This window comes from Falsiroseomonas tokyonensis, from assembly GCF_019024325.1.
GTDB lineage: Bacteria > Pseudomonadota > Alphaproteobacteria > Acetobacterales > Acetobacteraceae > Falsiroseomonas > Falsiroseomonas tokyonensis.
The window spans coordinates 236,268-251,154 of record NZ_JAFNJS010000006.1 but is presented as its reverse complement, the minus strand read 5'-3'; the positions used below and the strand labels follow the sequence as shown (position 1 = coordinate 251,154).

General features: G+C 70.6%; 23 protein-coding genes. 14 read left to right on the top strand and 9 right to left on the bottom strand.

Translation table 11 applies throughout. From position 1 onward, the window contains the following. Positions 1–2: 2 nt before the first annotated feature. The 7 genes from ribD (at position 3) to J3S20_RS20650 (ending at position 6,112) form a co-directional block, all read left to right on the top strand. Positions 3–1,103, top strand: a complete 1,101-nt coding sequence (gene ribD, locus J3S20_RS20680) for a bifunctional diaminohydroxyphosphoribosylaminopyrimidine deaminase/5-amino-6-(5-phosphoribosylamino)uracil reductase RibD (protein ID WP_343215266.1) — start codon at positions 3–5, stop codon at positions 1,101–1,103. Then, entirely contained in the window at positions 1,104–1,706 is a 603-nt protein-coding gene (locus tag J3S20_RS20675; protein WP_216838427.1) for a riboflavin synthase, read from the top strand. Then, positions 1,703–2,830, top strand: a complete 1,128-nt coding sequence (gene ribB / locus J3S20_RS20670) for a 3,4-dihydroxy-2-butanone-4-phosphate synthase (protein ID WP_216838426.1) — start codon at positions 1,703–1,705, stop codon at positions 2,828–2,830. Before J3S20_RS20675 ends, ribB begins: the two co-directional genes overlap by 4 nt. Positions 2,831–2,948: 118 nt before the next feature. Continuing rightward, a complete protein-coding gene (gene ribH, locus J3S20_RS20665; protein WP_216838425.1) occupies positions 2,949–3,446 on the top strand; it encodes a 6,7-dimethyl-8-ribityllumazine synthase in 498 nt (165 codons plus the stop codon). After that, entirely contained in the window at positions 3,443–3,970 is a 528-nt protein-coding gene (gene nusB / locus J3S20_RS20660; protein WP_216838424.1) for a transcription antitermination factor NusB, read from the top strand. The genes ribH and nusB overlap by 4 nt, the downstream gene beginning before the upstream one ends. Position 3,971: 1 nt before the next feature. Next, positions 3,972–4,931: a thiamine-phosphate kinase gene (gene thiL, locus J3S20_RS20655; RefSeq protein WP_216838423.1), complete on the top strand. Its 960-nt coding sequence runs from the start codon at positions 3,972–3,974 to the stop codon at positions 4,929–4,931. Next, positions 4,931–6,112 (top strand): MFS transporter, encoded by a 1,182-nt coding sequence (locus J3S20_RS20650; protein WP_246603065.1) that lies wholly within the window; start codon positions 4,931–4,933, stop codon positions 6,110–6,112. Before thiL ends, J3S20_RS20650 begins: the two co-directional genes overlap by 1 nt. A gap of 45 nt (positions 6,113–6,157) precedes the next feature. Here the strand turns inward: J3S20_RS20650 and J3S20_RS20645 are convergent, their stop codons facing one another. Further along, entirely contained in the window at positions 6,158–6,703 is a 546-nt protein-coding gene (locus tag J3S20_RS20645) for an outer membrane protein assembly factor BamE (protein ID WP_216838421.1), read from the bottom strand. A 106-nt stretch (positions 6,704–6,809) separates the two neighbouring features. On the opposite strand from J3S20_RS20645, the gene J3S20_RS20640 reads away from it, so the two are divergent. The 7 genes from J3S20_RS20640 (at position 6,810) to J3S20_RS20610 (ending at position 11,157) form a co-directional block, all read left to right on the top strand. Beyond that, positions 6,810–7,343 carry a ubiquinol-cytochrome C chaperone family protein gene (locus J3S20_RS20640; protein ID WP_246603055.1) on the top strand — a complete coding sequence of 178 codons (534 nt, stop codon included), beginning with the start codon at positions 6,810–6,812 and terminating at the stop codon, positions 7,341–7,343. Beyond that, positions 7,340–7,867 (top strand): YceD family protein, encoded by a 528-nt coding sequence (locus J3S20_RS20635; RefSeq protein WP_216838420.1) that lies wholly within the window; start codon positions 7,340–7,342, stop codon positions 7,865–7,867. The genes J3S20_RS20640 and J3S20_RS20635 overlap by 4 nt, the downstream gene beginning before the upstream one ends. A 103-nt stretch (positions 7,868–7,970) precedes the next feature. Further along, on the top strand, positions 7,971–8,171 hold the full coding sequence (gene rpmF, locus J3S20_RS20630) for a 50S ribosomal protein L32 (protein WP_216838419.1): 201 nt from the start codon (positions 7,971–7,973) through the stop codon (positions 8,169–8,171). Between the two features lie 43 nt (positions 8,172–8,214). Beyond that, positions 8,215–9,285: a phosphate acyltransferase PlsX gene (gene plsX, locus J3S20_RS20625; RefSeq protein ID WP_343215265.1), complete on the top strand. Its 1,071-nt coding sequence runs from the start codon at positions 8,215–8,217 to the stop codon at positions 9,283–9,285. Positions 9,286–9,296: 11 nt separating this feature from the next. Beyond that, positions 9,297–10,271 (top strand): beta-ketoacyl-ACP synthase III, encoded by a 975-nt coding sequence (locus J3S20_RS20620; protein WP_246603054.1) that lies wholly within the window; start codon positions 9,297–9,299, stop codon positions 10,269–10,271. A 137-nt stretch (positions 10,272–10,408) separates the two neighbouring features. After that, positions 10,409–10,729: an integration host factor subunit alpha gene (locus tag J3S20_RS20615; RefSeq protein ID WP_216838418.1), complete on the top strand. Its 321-nt coding sequence runs from the start codon at positions 10,409–10,411 to the stop codon at positions 10,727–10,729. A gap of 8 nt (positions 10,730–10,737) precedes the next feature. Then, positions 10,738–11,157, top strand: a complete 420-nt coding sequence (locus J3S20_RS20610) for a MerR family transcriptional regulator (RefSeq protein WP_216838417.1) — start codon at positions 10,738–10,740, stop codon at positions 11,155–11,157. Positions 11,158–11,360: 203 nt separating this feature from the next. On the opposite strand, the gene J3S20_RS20605 is transcribed toward J3S20_RS20610, so the two are convergent. Genes J3S20_RS20605 through J3S20_RS20570 form a run of 8 tightly spaced genes read right to left on the bottom strand, consistent with a single transcriptional unit; the run spans position 11,361 to position 14,699 of the window. Then, positions 11,361–11,561: a hypothetical protein gene (locus tag J3S20_RS20605; RefSeq protein ID WP_216838416.1), complete on the bottom strand. Its 201-nt coding sequence runs from the start codon at positions 11,559–11,561 to the stop codon at positions 11,361–11,363. Beyond that, a complete protein-coding gene (locus J3S20_RS20600) occupies positions 11,558–11,701 on the bottom strand; it encodes a hypothetical protein (protein ID WP_216838415.1) in 144 nt (47 codons plus the stop codon). The genes J3S20_RS20605 and J3S20_RS20600 overlap by 4 nt, the downstream gene beginning before the upstream one ends. After that, positions 11,698–11,925, bottom strand: coding sequence for a hypothetical protein (locus J3S20_RS20595; RefSeq protein ID WP_216838414.1), 228 nt, complete (start codon positions 11,923–11,925; stop codon positions 11,698–11,700). The genes J3S20_RS20600 and J3S20_RS20595 overlap by 4 nt, the downstream gene beginning before the upstream one ends. Continuing rightward, the gene (locus J3S20_RS20590) at positions 11,922–12,110 is read right to left on the bottom strand and encodes a hypothetical protein (RefSeq protein ID WP_216838413.1); all 189 of its coding nucleotides are present in this window, start codon (positions 12,108–12,110) and stop codon (positions 11,922–11,924) included. The genes J3S20_RS20595 and J3S20_RS20590 overlap by 4 nt, the downstream gene beginning before the upstream one ends. Then, positions 12,103–12,696, bottom strand: a complete 594-nt coding sequence (locus J3S20_RS20585; RefSeq protein WP_216838412.1) for a hypothetical protein — start codon at positions 12,694–12,696, stop codon at positions 12,103–12,105. Before J3S20_RS20585 ends, J3S20_RS20590 begins: the two co-directional genes overlap by 8 nt. Beyond that, positions 12,689–13,249 (bottom strand): hypothetical protein, encoded by a 561-nt coding sequence (locus J3S20_RS20580; protein WP_216838411.1) that lies wholly within the window; start codon positions 13,247–13,249, stop codon positions 12,689–12,691. The genes J3S20_RS20585 and J3S20_RS20580 overlap by 8 nt, the downstream gene beginning before the upstream one ends. Next, positions 13,246–13,482, bottom strand: coding sequence for a hypothetical protein (locus J3S20_RS20575; protein WP_216838410.1), 237 nt, complete (start codon positions 13,480–13,482; stop codon positions 13,246–13,248). The genes J3S20_RS20580 and J3S20_RS20575 overlap by 4 nt, the downstream gene beginning before the upstream one ends. After that, on the bottom strand, positions 13,479–14,699 hold the full coding sequence (locus J3S20_RS20570) for a tyrosine-type recombinase/integrase (RefSeq protein WP_216838409.1): 1,221 nt from the start codon (positions 14,697–14,699) through the stop codon (positions 13,479–13,481). Before J3S20_RS20570 ends, J3S20_RS20575 begins: the two co-directional genes overlap by 4 nt. Positions 14,700–14,887: the final 188 nt, after the last annotated feature.

The window sequence follows — 14,887 nt, the reverse complement described above, 5'->3', positions numbered from 1 at the left end:
CCGTGGCGGATGAAGCGCATATGCGGGCCGCGCTCGCGCTGGCGGCGCGTGGCCTGGGCAATACCTGGCCCAATCCAGCAGTCGGTTGCGTGATCGTGGCGGCGGACGGCCAGGTGGTCGGCCGCGGCTGGACCCAGCCCGGCGGCCGCCCGCATGCGGAGACGGAGGCGCTGAAACGCGCCGGCGCGGCGGCCCGGGGGGCCACCGCCTATGTCACGCTGGAGCCCTGCTGCCATTGGGGCCGCACGCCGCCCTGCACCAACGCCCTCATCGCCGCCGGCGTGTCCCGAGTCGTCGTGGCCCTGCGGGACCCCGATCCGCGCGTCGATGGCGAAGGCTTTTCCCGGCTGCGCGCGGCGGGGGTGGTGGTGGAGGAGGGGTTGCTGGCGGAGGAGGCCGCATCCTTGAATGCCGGCTTTATCAAGCGCCTGCGGCACGGCCTGCCCCTGGTCACGCTGAAGCTGGCGACCAGCCTGGATGGCCGGATCGCCACCTCCACCAAGGAAAGCCGCTGGATCACCGGCCCGGAGTCCCGGCGCGTCGCCCATGCGCTGCGCGCCCGGCACGACGCCATCCTGGTGGGGTCGGGCACCGTGCTGGATGACGATCCCGACCTGACCTGCCGCCTGCCCGGCGGCGTGCCGGTGCCTGCACCCCGCGTGGTGGCGGATGCCCGGCTACGCATCCCGCTCACCGCCCGCCTGGTCCGCACGGCGCGGGAGACGCCGACCCTGGTCGCCACCACGCCTGGCCATCCCGACACCGCCCTGGCGCCCTTGCGCGAGGCGGGCGTCGAGATCCTGGAACTGTCGGCGGGGCCGGAGGGCCTGTCCATGCACGGCCTGCTTTCTGCCCTGGCCGCGCGCGGCCTCACCCGCGTCCTGGCCGAGGGCGGCTCCGGCATCGCCGCATCCCTGCTGCGGGAGGAACTGGTCGACCGCCTCGCCTGGTTCCACGCGCCCATGGTGATCGGCGGCGACGGCATACCCGCATCCTATGCGCTGCCATTGCCGGAACTGGCCAAGGCGCCCAAGTTCCGGCGCATGGCGCACCGCACCATCGGCGCGGATGTCCTGACCGAATTCGAGCGCGAGGCTGGCTGAATGTTCACCGGGATCATCACCGCCCAGGGGGAGGTGACCGCCGTCACGCCGATCGGGCAGGGGCAGGACATGCGCCTGACCGTCGCCGTGCCGGAGGGCTGGCTGGAGGGCGCGGTGCTCGGCGCCTCCATCGCCTGTTCCGGCTGCTGCCTCACCGCGGTCGAACTGCAACCCACCGCCTTCACGGTGGAGGCCTCGGCCGAGACACTGACGAAAACGACGCTGGGCGGCTGGCAGGTCGGTCGGCGCATCAATCTGGAGCGGCCGCTGCGCATGGGCGACGAGCTGGGCGGCCATGTCGTCTCCGGCCATGTCGATGGCTTGGGCGAGGTTCTGGCCTCCACGCCGGAAAACGGCTCCACCCGCTGGCGCTTCCGGGTGCCGAAGGCCATCGCGCCGTTCATCGCTCCGAAAGGCTCCGTCGCCATTGATGGTGTGTCCCTGACGGTGAACGAGGTGGAAGGCCAGGAATTCGGCGTGAACATCATCCCCCACACCACCGAGGTGACCGGCTTCGCCCAGCTGCGCCCCGGCCATCTGGTCAATATCGAGATCGACATGCTGGCCCGCTACGTCGCCCGCCTGCGGGAGTTCGAGGCATGAGCACCGTGACCGCCCGCACCACCAATTTTCACGACTTCCTCAGCCCCACCGAGGAACTGCTGGAGGAAGCCCGTCGCGGCCGCATGTTCATCCTGGTGGATGACGAGGACCGGGAGAATGAGGGCGACCTGGTCATCCCGGCGCAATTCGCGACGCCGGATGCCATCAACTTCATGGCCAAGCACGCCCGCGGGCTGATCTGCCTGGCCATGGCACGGCACCGGGTGAAGCAGCTCGGCCTGCCGCTGATGGCGCAGTCCAACGGCACCCGACACGCCACCGCCTTCACCGTCTCCATCGAGGCGCGGGACGGCGTCACCACCGGCATCTCGGCCGCCGACCGGGCGCGGACGGTGGCGGTGGCCATCAATCCGGAACTCGGCCGCGAACACATCGTCACCCCCGGCCATGTCTTCCCGCTGGTGGCGCGGGAGGGCGGCACGCTGGTCCGCGCCGGGCATACGGAAGCGGCGGTCGATTTCTCCCGCCTCGCCGGCCTCAACCCCTCCGGCGTCATCTGCGAGATCATGAACGACGACGGCTCCATGGCCCGCATGCCGGACCTGGTGGCCTTCGCCCAGCATCACGGCCTCAAGCTCGGCACCATCGCCGACCTGATCGCGCATCGCCGCCGGACCGAGCGCCTGGTGCGCCGGGTGGAGGAAGGCAGCGTGGAGGGGGTGGGCGGCACCTGGCGCGTGGTGGTCTATGCCTCGACACTCGATCATGGCGAGCACCTGGCCCTGGTGAAGGGCGACCTTTCCGGCCCCAGCCCGGTGCTGGTGCGGATGCATGCCACCTCCCTGCTGCGGGACATGGTGGGCGGCAAGGTGGAGGATGACCTGCACGCCGCCATGCGCAGCATCGCGCAAGCCGGGCGCGGCGCGGTGGTGATGCTGCGCGACTGGCGGCTGGACGGGCTGTCCCAGCAGGTGCGCGCGGCGCGGGAACGCAGCCTGGTCTCGCCGGAGATCCGGGACTATGGCATCGGCGCGCAGATCCTGGCGGATCTGGGCTTGCGCGACATCATCCGCCTGTCCGACAACCCCCGCCCGCTGGTCGGCCTGGAAGGCTATGGGCTGACGGTGGTGGAGACGCGGCCGATCCCGAAGGACAGCAAGTGATACCTGCGGCACAATCAAGCGACAGGCGGCCGGCGCCTTTCGCCGGCCGAGCGGCCGAATGGCCGCCGCGCCTTGTGGCGCGAAGCCAAGCCGGCGCCCGGCGTTTAAGGGTCAAGATATGAGCACGAAGGACGCGCCCACCCGCGCCGCCAAGGGCCTGGCGGGCGAACCGCCGCGGATCCTGGTGATCCAGGCGCCCTATTATGCGGATGTCGTCGGCGGCATGCTGGCCGGCGCGCGCGGCGTGCTGGAAGGCGTCGGCGCCAGCCTCGAAGTGGTCGATGTCTCCGGCGCCTTCGAGCTGCCGGCGGCGCTGCGCATGGCGCTCGGCGCGCCGGACCGCTGGGACGGCTTCCTGATGCTCGGCTGCGTGGTGAAGGGCGAGACGGACCATTACGACTTCATCTGCCAGGCGGTCTGCCAGGGCGCCATGACCGTCTCCTCCGAATACGGCGCGCCGCTTGGCTTCGGCCTGCTGACGGTGGCGAATCTGGACCAGGCCATCGCGCGGTCGCGCGCGGACCAGCACAACAAGGGGGCGGAGGCGGCGCATGCCGTGCTCGGCCAGATCGCGCTGGCCCGCCGCTGGCATTTCTCGCATTGGGCCCGCCGATGAGCGCGCATAAGGGCAAGCCCCCCGCCGCCGGCGGCCGCCCGCGCACCGGCGCCCGCGTCGCCGCCGTGCAGGCGCTGTTTCAGAGCGAGCAGGCCGGGGAGAACCCCGAATCGGTCATCGCCGAATTCGTCCGCCACCGCCTTGGCCCCAATGAGGCCGAGGAAAGCTATGGCGAGGGCCGGATTCCTGAGGCCGACGCCAAGCTCTTCGCCCGCATCGTCCGCAACACGGCCGCCCAGATCGAGAGCCTGGACGAGACCATCGGCCGGTCGCTGGCCAAGGACTGGCCGCTGGAGAAGCTGGACCCCGTCCTGCGCGCCCTTCTGCGCGCGGCGGCCGGGGAGCTGGCCAGCCCGAAGGACCCGCCGGCGCGCGTCGTGATCAACGAATACCTCGACATCGCCAATGGCTTCTTCGTGGGCGACGAGCCGCGCTTCGCCAATGGCGTGCTGGATGCGCTGGCCCGCGCCTATCGCGCCGACGAATTCGCGCCGGCCCCCGCTGCTACCGTGCCCCGCGCCTGAGATGACCCTGCCCGCCGAGTTCGGCCTGATCGCGCGCCATTTCGCGCCGCTGGCCGGGAAGGGGGGCTTGGGCCTCGGCGACGATGCCGCGCTGCTGGACCCGCCGCCGGGCCGCAGCCTGGTGCTGGCGGCCGATGCGATGGTGGCGGGCGTGCATTTCCTGCCGGACGATCCGCCCGAGACGCTGGGGCGCAAGTTGCTGCGGGTGAATCTGTCCGATCTCGCGGCCATGGGGGCGACGCCGCTCGCCTATCTGATGACCACCGCCTTTCCGCGCGGCGTGACCCAGGACTGGATCGCCGCCTTCGCAGCCGGGCTGGCGCTGGACCAGGCGGAATTCGGCATCGAACTGCTGGGCGGCGATACGGTGGCCACCGACGGGCCAGCGACCTTCTCCCTCACCATCCTGGGTCATGTCGCACCGGGCGCGGCGCTGCGGCGCATGGGTGCTCGGGTGGGCGACGAGGTCTGGGTCTCGGGCAGCATCGGCGACGGGGCGCTCGGCCTGCTGGCGCTGACCGGGCGGCTGCCGCCGGACCCGCACCTGGCCTCCCGCTACCGCCTGCCGCAGCCGCGGGTGGCGCTCGGCCTGGCCCTGGTGGGGCTGGCGCGGGCGGCGATGGATGTCTCGGACGGGCTGGTGCAGGACCTCGGCCACCTGGCCCGCGCGGCCGGCTGCGGCGCGGTGATCGAGGCAGCGTCGGTGCCGCTTTCCGCGCCGGCTCAGGCCGCGCTCGCCGCCGATCCGGCATTGCTGCCGCGGATCATGACCGGTGGCGACGATTACGAGCTGCTTTTCGCCGCAGACCCGGCCGATTCGGACCGTGTCCTGGCGGCGGCGGCCGAGGCCGGCGTGCCGGTGACGCGGATCGGTGTTTTTGTCGCCGGGCAGGGGGTGCGGCTGCGCGACCCCGCCGGGCATGATGTGCCGCTGCCTGCCAGCGGATGGAGTCACTTCTGATGCTTGCCGAAGAAGCCCGCATGAAGCGGGACGTGCGGATCCTGTTCTTCTGCCAGGCGCTGATGAATGCCTCGGTGGTGGGCCAGGTCGCGATGGGGGGGCTGGTGGGCTACAGCCTGGCCTCGGACAAGTCGCTGGCCACCCTGCCGCTCGCCTTGCAGATGGTCGCCACCATGGCGGCCTCGATTCCCGCCGGCATCATCTTCGCCCGCCTCGGCCGCCGCGCCGGCTTCCTGATGGGCGCGGCCGGGTCCTTCTGCGGCGCGCTGACCTTCGCGCTGGGCATCTGGCTCGGCGATTTCTGGGTCTATGCCTTGGGCGCGCTGCCCGCCGGCATTGGCTTCGGCATCGCCCAGCACTACCGCTTCGCGGCGGCGGAGGTCGCAAGCCCGGCCTATCGCCCCAAGGCCATCTCGCTGGTCATGGCCGGCGGCGTGCTGGCGGCGATCTTCGGGCCGGAGCTGGTGAAGCACAGCCGCAACCTGTTCGAGCCCTTCCTCTTCCTTGGCACCTATCTGATCCTGGCCGTCCTGCCGATCGCCTGCGCGGTGCTGCTGACCAAGGTCCGCCTGCCGCCGGCGCCGCCGCGCCCGAAGGTGGCGACGCCGATCATCCAGATCCTGCGCCGCCCCGCCTTCCTGGCCGCCGCCGGCACCGGCGCCATGGCCTATGGCACCATGAACCTGCTGATGACCTCGACCCCGCTCGAGATGATGGCCTGTGGCTTCGGCGTCGGCGCCAGCGCCACGGTGATCCAGGCGCATGCGGTGGCGATGTTCGCGCCGGGCTTCTTCACCGGCCGGCTGATCGCCCGCTGGGGCGCGCGGACCATCATCGGGGTGGGGGTGGCGCTGAATGCGCTCTGCGTCGCGGTGGCCGTGCAGGACGAGACCTTCGCGCACTTCGTGGTGGCACTGGTGCTGCTGGGGCTCGGCTGGAACTTCATGTTCACCGGCGCCACCACCCTGCTGGGCGAATCGCATGCGCCGCATGAACGGGTGCGAGCGCAGACGGCGAACGACTTCATCGTCTTCGGCACCGTCGCCTGCACGGCGCTCGGCTCCGGCGTCATCCATGCGACGGCAGGCTGGTATGTGCTGAACCTGATGCTGCTGCCGGCGCTGCTGTTTGCGCTGGGGCTGACGCTGTTCCTGCGCCCGGCCCGAACGCAGGCGGTCTGAATTCCGCAGGAACAGCCGGTTACGGCTGTTTCCTGGCACCTGGGCTTAGCGGGTGGGCGCGCCGATCGTCTGGTTGGTCTGGCCGCCGAGGCCCGGCGCCAGCCGCCCGATATTGCCGAACAGCTGCTGCAGCAGGGTGCGGTCATTGCCCGGGGCGGGGGTGATGCGGGTGACCACCTCCACCTCGCGCGCATCTTCCGGCCCGTAGCGCTTGATGTCCTGCACCACGCCCGCCTGGTTGAAGCTGATGGCGACCACCCGCTGGTCCTCGACCGACAGGGTCCGCGCCGGGCGCTGCCGGGTGACGCTGCTCATGTAGTACCAGGTGGAATTGTCGAAGGTCCCGGTATGGGAGGGGGAGCCGATCACCGCCTCCACATCGGCGCGGGAGCTGACGCCGGGCGTGATCTGCGCCAGCGCTTCCTCATCCACCGCATGGCCGCGCATCTGGCGCGGGCTTTCGAACAGGCTGGCGCCGGGGACGGAGGGCATCCAGGAACAGCCGGCCGTGGCCAGCAGGGCGCCGAGCGCCAGGCCCAAACGGGTGGTTCGACGGGCCGCCGAGGGCCGCAAGATGTTGACCGCGTGCATGGGGCGCTCCATGTGGCGGCAATGCCACCCGGACGGGTTGCGGTCAACGGCCGCCGCCGGGCGGTGCCTCAGGATGCAGCCCGCCGGATCGGCTGAATGGGAGTGGATGATGGGCCTGCTCGGCCTTTTCGCACGCAAGCCGCATGAGCGTGCGGGCTTCGAGCTCTACGGCGCGGCCGTCGCCGCGGCGCGCCAGCCCGATTTCTTCGCGGGACTCGGGGTGCCCGACACGCTGGACGGGCGCTTCGACCTCGTCTCGCTGCATGTCGCCCTGCTGATCCGCCGGTTGAGGCGGGATTCGGACCCGGTGGGACCGAAGCTCGCCCAGGCCGTCTTCGACGCCATGTTCGCCGATATGGATGTGAACCTGCGGGAGATGGGGGTGGGCGACCTGGTGGTGGGCAAGCGGGTGAAGCGCATGTGGGAAGCCTTCCACGGCCGCGCCGCGGCCTATGAGGCGGCGCTGGATGCCAATGATCAGGCCGCGCTGGCCGAGGCCCTGTCGCGCAATATCTGGCGCGGCGCGGCGGTGCCGGACGGCGCCGCGGAAAGGCTGGCCGCCCATGCCCAGGCGGTCGCCGCCACCCTGGCGCCCCAGCCCATCGCCGCCCTGCAGCGCGGCAAGGTGCGCTTCGCATGACCCCCGAATTCTCCCGCCCGCATCGCCTGGGCGCCACCGAGCCGCGCCGCCTGGAATTGCGGGCGAGGCCGGAGGAGGGCTCCGCGTTGGCCGCCCGCTTCGGCATCCCGGCCGTGCCGCGGCTGGAGGCGCAGCTCACTTTGGTGCCGGGCACGGACGGCACCACCCGGCTGCAGGGCCGTCTGCAGGCCGATGTGGTGCAGGAATGCGTGGTGACGCTGGAGCCGGTGGCCCAGCGGGTCGATGTGCCGATCGACCTGCTCCTGCTGCCGGAGGGCACGCCGGCCACCGATGACGACCCCGAAAGCCCGGACGAGATCGAGACCTCGGGCGGGGTGGTCGATCTCGGCGAGGTGGTGGCGGAGCAGCTGGCCCTGGCGCTGGACCCCTATCCGCGCGCCCCTGATGCGGCGATTCCGCCGGAGCTGGAGGGCGATGCGCTTGAGCCCGCGCCCGATATGGACGATACGCCCCCCGAGCGCCCGAATCCCTTCGCCGCCCTGGCCCGCCTCAAGCGGAACTAGGGGGATGAAGCGACCCGGGGCCGCTTGCGCCCCTGGGTCGCGCGGTGCTAATGCCCGCGGCTCCGCTGATATTGCAGCTTGTTGACGAGAAAGGCTCGGCACCATGGCCGTTCCGAAGAAAAAGGTTTCGCCCTCCCGCGCCGGTATGCGCCGGAGCCACCAGGCTCTGACCGCTGCCGCGCATATGGAGTGCTCCAACTGCGGCGAACCGAAGCGCCCGCACCACATCTGCTCGCATTGCGGCCATTACGACGGCCGTGAGGTGATGGCGGCCGACAAGGCCAAGGGCGTCGTCCGAGTCTGACCCGCACGAAAGGGCAACCGCCCATGTGGCGAAGGCTCTGAGCGTGGCGGCGAAGGACCTGGCGGGCCGGGGCAGCGGTGAATTCGCCCTGGCGATCGACGCCATGGGCGGGGACCACGCGCCCGAATCCGTGCTGGATGGGCTGGAACTGGCCGCGGAGCGTCATCCGAAGGCGCGCTTCCTGCTGGCCGGCGACGAGGTTCGGCTGGGCGCGCTGCTCGCCCGGCGGCCGCGCGCCGCCAAGGCCTGCAGCCTGCGCCATGCGCCGGAATCCATCCCGGGCGACATGAAGCCGACCGCGGCGCTGCGCGTGCGCGGATCCTCGATGCGCGTGGCGATCGACGCCGTGGCGCAGGGCGAGGCTTCGGGCGTCGTCTCCGCCGGCAATACCGGCGCGCTGATGGCTTTGGCCAAGATCGTGGTGAAGACGCTGCCGGAGATCGACCGGCCGGCGCTGGCGGCGATCGGCCCCTCGGCGCGCGGCGACGTGGTCATGCTCGACCTCGGCGCCAATCTGCAATGCGATGCGCGCAACCTGATCGAATTCGCCATCATGGGCGATGCCTTCGCCCGCGCCGTGCTGGGCCTGACGAATCCGACCCTCGGCCTGCTCAATGTCGGCTCCGAGGAGCTGAAGGGCGATGAGCGCGTGCGCCAGGCGGCGGAGACGCTGCGCGACAGTCATCTCGGCGCGAATTTTCGCGGATTTGTCGAGGGCCACGATATCGCCGCCGGCACGGTCGATGTGATCGTGACCGATGGCTTCACCGGAAATGTGGCGCTGAAGACCGGGGAGGGCGCGCTGAAGCTGATGCGCGACCTGCTGCGCCAGGTCTTCACCAGCTCGATCCCCGCCCGCATGGGCTACCTGCTGGCCCGCCCGGCGCTGGACCGTCTGCGCGAATGGATGGACCCGCGGCGCTACAACGGCGCGGTGCTGATCGGCCTCAATGGCGTGGTGGTGAAAAGCCATGGCGGTACCGATGCCGTCGGCTTTGCCCATGCGGTGGATGTGGCGATGGACATGGTGACGCACCGCTTCAACGACCGGATCCGGGAAGGCCTGGCCCTGCTGCCCAGCCCCACCCCGCGGCTTGCCACCACCCCCCGCTGAGGCGTTTCCCCATGTCCAGCGCGATTCGCGGCGTGATCGCCGGCACCGGCGGCTACCTTCCCGCGCGCTCCGTCAGCAATGACGAGCTGGCGGTGGAGAAGAACCTCGACACCACCGATGCCTGGATCGTCGAGCGCACCGGCATCCGCCGCCGCCACTTCGCCGCGGAAGGGGAGACCGCTTCTTCCATGGGCGCCGCCGCCTGCCGCGCCGCGCTGGCCCAGGCCGGCGCCAGCGCGGCCGATGTGGATGCGGTGATCGTCGCCACCGCGACGCCGGACAGCGCCTTCCCCTCCACCGCCGCGCGCATCCAGGGCGCGCTGGGCGTGACGCGCGGCTTCGCCTTCGACCTCTCGGCCGCCTGCACCGGCTTCATCTACGCGCTCTCGGTCGCCGATGCGATGATCCGCATCGGCCAGGCCAGGGGCGTGCTGGTGGTGGGGGCCGAGGTCTATTCCCGCATCCTGGACTGGTCCGACCGCGGCACCTGCGTGCTGTTCGGCGACGGCGCCGGCGCGGTCTTCCTGCGGGCCGAGCCGGGCAGCGCCCGCGGCCTGCTCTCGACCCATCTGCACTCGGACGGCCGGCACGGTGACATCCTGCAGGTCGATGGCGGCGCGGGATCGACCGGCGGCACCGGCGTGGTGCGCATGGCGGGTCGGGAGGTCTTCAAGCACGCCGTCACCAAGCTGGCCTCCGCGGTGGATGAGGCGCTGGCCGCCAATGGCCTCGGCCATGACGACGTCGCCTGGCTGGTGCCGCACCAGGCGAACATCCGGATCATCGAGGCGATGGGCCGCAAGCTGCATCTCGGCCTCGACCGCGTCGTGGTCACGGTGGACCGCCACGCCAATACCTCTGCCGCCTCGATCCCGCTGGCGCTGGCGGAAGCCACCCGCGACGGCCGCATCAAGCCGGGCGAGCTGGTGCTGATGGAAGCCATCGGCGGCGGGCTGACCTGGGGCGCCGCACTGGCCCGATTCTGAGGCAATCCCGCGCCTTGTGAGGCGCGGCTGCCACAGTGTGTGAACTTCACGCCACACCGTTCCAATCCCGTGGTTGACGGCCATCCCGGAACCCGGCTTTCTTGCGACTTGAAGGGGTTGCAAGGATCTGCTCTGGCATGACGACGATCACGCGGGCCAATCTGGCGGAAGCGATCTACGCGCAGGTGGGACTCTCGCGCAACGAGAGCGCCGAGCTGCTGGAGACGGTGCTGGAGCGCATGTCGGCGGCGCTGGAGGCGGGGGAGGCGGTGAAGATCTCCGCCTTCGGCTCCTTCGTCGTGCGCCAGAAGGGCCGCCGGGTCGGGCGCAACCCGAAGACCGGCGTCGAGGTGCCGATCCAGCCGCGCAAGGTGCTGGCCTTCCGCCCCTCCCATGTGCTCAAGGCGCGGCTGAACCCCGGGCTCGCCGTGGGTCGCTCGGCTGACGATGATGCGTGAGATCGGGCATGAGTGACGACACGCTGGAAGGCGACGCCACGCGCGCCCGGCCGCGCAAGGCGGCCACCGCCTTCCGCACCATCAGCGAAGTGGCGGACGATCTGCAGATCCCGCAGCATGTGCTGCGCTTCTGGGAAACCAAGTTCCCCCAACTGAAGCCGCTGAAGCGCGGCGGCGGCCGGCGCTACTACCGACCGGAGGATATCACGCTGCTGCGGCGGATCTCCGACCTGCTCTACACCCAGGGCTATACCATCAAGGGCGTGCAGCGCCTGCTGCGCGAGGGCGGGCTGGAGGAAGCCGGCCACGCGCCGGAACTGCCGCTGGGCGATATGGAGGAGCCGGAGGCGCCGGAGCCGGTGCGCGATGCGCTGGATGCGCTGGAAAGACTGGCGCACGACCTGCGCGCCCTCGTCGCCCGCGGCTGATTCTACGCCCCGGGGGTTGGCGGCTGCGCCCCCCCGGTGCTATTGCCGCCGCAGTCGGAGCGTAGCGCAGTCTGGTAGCGCATCAGTCTGGGGGGCATGTTCCCGTCCCGCTCCGCCTCAGCAAATCCCTCGCTTTCCGCCTCCTCCGCGCCGGCCTGTGCCGCTGGCGTGACGCCGTTGCGGCAAGGGACCGACCTGATAGGTCATCCCTTGCCGGCAGGTTTCACCGTATTCGGGCGGTCGCTTTTGCGCTCCTGACGCTCCCACCGAGCCATATGCTCGGCGGCCTCTGCGCGCATCTGGTCGGGCGGGAGCGCGCCGAACCTCCAAATCTCCTCGCTCCAGAGCCGCTTCTTCTCAGGCGTCAGGTTGCCGAAGTCGTGGCCGCCGCGCTTCTTGCTCATCGCCCGCGTCCTTCCCTGTTCTCGTGGTCCCAAAGCTCCTGCATGTCGGCCGCCTCCCGGAAGGCCGCGCCGTTCCGCCGGCGGGCCGCGGCATGCGCCAGCAGCATCCAGGCCCGCAGGATCTGGTAGAGGTCGCTCATGGCCCCTTCCTCTGCATCATCTGGTGGTGGGCCTGGCGCACCAGCCTGACCAGGCGCTCCCGCTCCTCGTCCATCACCTGGGCCATCGTGAGCCCGTATGGCCTGTCCGCGGGCGGGTAGCGCGTCAGGGCGTCCTTCGCCCTCTCCGCCGCCGGCGCCACCAGATCCAGCAGCTGCAGCAGCGCATGGTGGCGGGCATCCGCCTCGAGATCCGCTCGGCTCACCGCCGCGGCACCACCCGCAGCCGGTGCATCAAGTCGCTCTGCAGCCCGCGGACGAAGCCGCGCACCCAGGCATCATAGAGGGGGTGCTGATCCCCGTAGGACAGGGTCATGGCGCTGCGCGACGCGGCGGCCAGCCACCCCTCGACATAGGCGGCAGCACGGGCGGCGGCCGAAAGGTCAGCCATCGACCAGCATCCCTTCCAGATCGGCCAGGGCCAGCCGGCGGAACCGCCGCAGCTGCAGGTCGGGCCCAGCGTAAAGCTTGCCGTGCTTGCGGATCAGCGCATTGACGCGCTCGTCTGCGCCTGGCCCGCTGACGATGCCCAGCACCTTCGGCGACAGCACCCACCCATCCGCCTCCACGGCATAGATGCGCAGGCGGCCAGCCGCCTCATTGCGCTGCAATCCGATGCACGCCCGATAGGCGGTCATGGCGCAGGCTGGACACATGGGAAGCCCATCGCTGACAAGCGGCAGGCCCTGGAGCGTGGCTCCGCTCGTCATGCAGATCCGGCAGTGGGGAAGTGGCCGGACGCACATCTGGCACAGCCCACGCTCGATCACGGCCCGGCATCGGTCGGCGTGCAGGATCGTGAATAGCGGTTTGCCTTCGCCCGGCCTGTTGACGCCATCCGAGGTGAACCGCAACTCGCCCCGCGCCCCGCAGCGCCAGCGCACCACCCGGGGCTCCCGCTCGTCCTGCTCCACCGACCAGGCGGCCGTCACCGGCACCGGCAAGGCGCCGTATCTCTGCGGGGCAAGGTCAGGCATCGACGTTCCTCCGCTCGACGGTGAAGGTCAGGGCGACCACCCAGGGGTTGGCGTCCCACGCCCCAGCGCCGTGCAGGCGGTCCCACAGCGCCGCAAAGGCCAGCACCCACCGGCGCGGATCTTCGTCGGCCCAGGCTTCGTCGTAGGGATCGAGCGGTGTCCCCTCGGCCCGCGCATCCGCGCTGCTCATGGCGCCCAGCCGCTGCACCCGCACATCGGTGACGGTGAGCGTCAGGCGCGAGGCCCAGCGCGACATGTGGATCGAGGGGCGCCAGCGAGCGGCTTTCACACCATCTGCCGCATAAATCGTGCCATCGCGGTTGCTGGCGCAGCCGGTTCCTTCCTGCCAATCATCGCAGGGCGAGGGTTCTGCGCCCTGCGGACAGGTGCAATATTGCTGCGGCGCAAACTGCCAATTCTCCCGCACCCACAGGCGCTCGCCGAGCTGCACGCGCCGCAGGGGCGAGGAGGCCAGGCGCCGAGTCTGCGTCTTCCGGCCGGCCAGCAGCGCCAGCACCATCGGCGCCGAGAAGATAATCGGGCGGGCCGTCATCGCAGCAGATCCGGCTGCACGGCGGTCGGAGTGCCGGCCAGGCCGCGCAGCGTGTCCAGCACCGCCTGCATCTGCCACGTCTCGGCGGCGGCCTTCTCCTCCGTCATCCGGCCGGCCGCTACCCACCTGGGGTAGGCCGAGCGCCGCAGCCGAAGCTCTCGCTCGACGCATGCGATCTGCTGCGCCAGCGGCACCTTCTCGCCGGCCCGCACCGGCGCTCCCGCGTTCTTCATGCCGCGTCCTCCTCCCGCTCCGGCGCGGGCAGCTGCACTACCTCGGCCGTGGGCTTCGGCTCGCTGAACAGGCCGGCGCTGGCCGCCGCCACCACGCGCGCCGTCCTGGCCTTGTCGATGTGCGCGTAGCGCATCGTCGTCTTGATGTCGGCGTGGCCCAACCGCTCCTGAACCATCTTCAGGTCGCCGCCGGCCGCCAGCAGCCAGCTCGCGAAGGTGTGCCGCAGATCGTGGAACCGCACCTCCGGCCCCAGCCCCGCCAGGCGGAACGCCGTCTTGATGGACCGCTTCGGATCTTTGAAGGCCTTGCCTCGAAGGTCCGGCCGCTTGCACGCCGCGCAGCCGCAGGCCACGGCCGGATTGCCATAGACGAACACCGGCCCGCGCCGCTTCTCCGGCTCCGGCTGCAGAGCCTCCAGCAGCCGCAGGGCCTCCGCAGGCAGTGGCACAGCCAGGGACTTCCCGCCCTTCCCGATGAAGGCGATGCGCGCCTCCGGCAGGCTGATCTGCTCCCAGGTCACTCCGACCGCGTTCGCCTTCCGCATCCCGGTCATCACGTCCAGCAGCATCACCGGGCGGATATGCGCAACGGCATGGTGCAAGACGCGCTTTGCCACCTCATGGTCCAGAAAGACCTCGCGGCCCTCCGGCTCGGCCTGGCGGTGCTTCTTCCGCGACCACTGGCCGACCACGACGCCCCAGACCTCGCGCGCACGGCGGCAGACCGCGGAGAGCGTGTCGATGTAGCGATTGATGGTCGAGCCGGACGCCACCTGCGTTGCGCGCTTGCCCGTCGCGGCCAGCGGCGTCGTGCGCAGCACCTGCACCATGTCGTTGACCACGCTGTCCGTCAGGTCGGCCAGCCGCAGCCTCGGGCCCAGGATGCGCAGCATCCGGTTCATCTGGTGCTTCTGCCCGCGCTCGCCGTATGTCGTGCCCTTCGCCACCTCCTCATAGAAGCGGACAAAAGCGTCGTTCAGCGTGAGGTGCCGGACCGGCTCCTGCCCGAGCTTGATGCGGGCGAATTGCTCGTCGAAACGAGCCTTAGCAATGGCTGCGGCGGCTTCGAATTCGCCAGTCCCGCAACTTCCGCGAAATCTCTCTCCTTCGATGGAGAAATCGTAGTGCCAGGCCGAGGACTCGGCGCGCGTGACAAGGAATTCTTCGCCGGCGACGGCTTTCCGTCGCCCTCCCGGCTTCCGGGGGACGGTGGGCATGCCTTCTGCTCCTGCTGCTGGTGGTTCTGCCAATCGACGATGCCGCGGCGCGTGTAGAACTTCCGTTCACCCGCAGAGCGGATGCAGGGAATTCGCAGCGCGCGGAATGTCTTGAGGGAAACACCCAGGAGCTTGGCCGCGCTTGGCGCGGAGAGCAGTCGGAGGTCGCTGTCTTCTCGGATCTCACT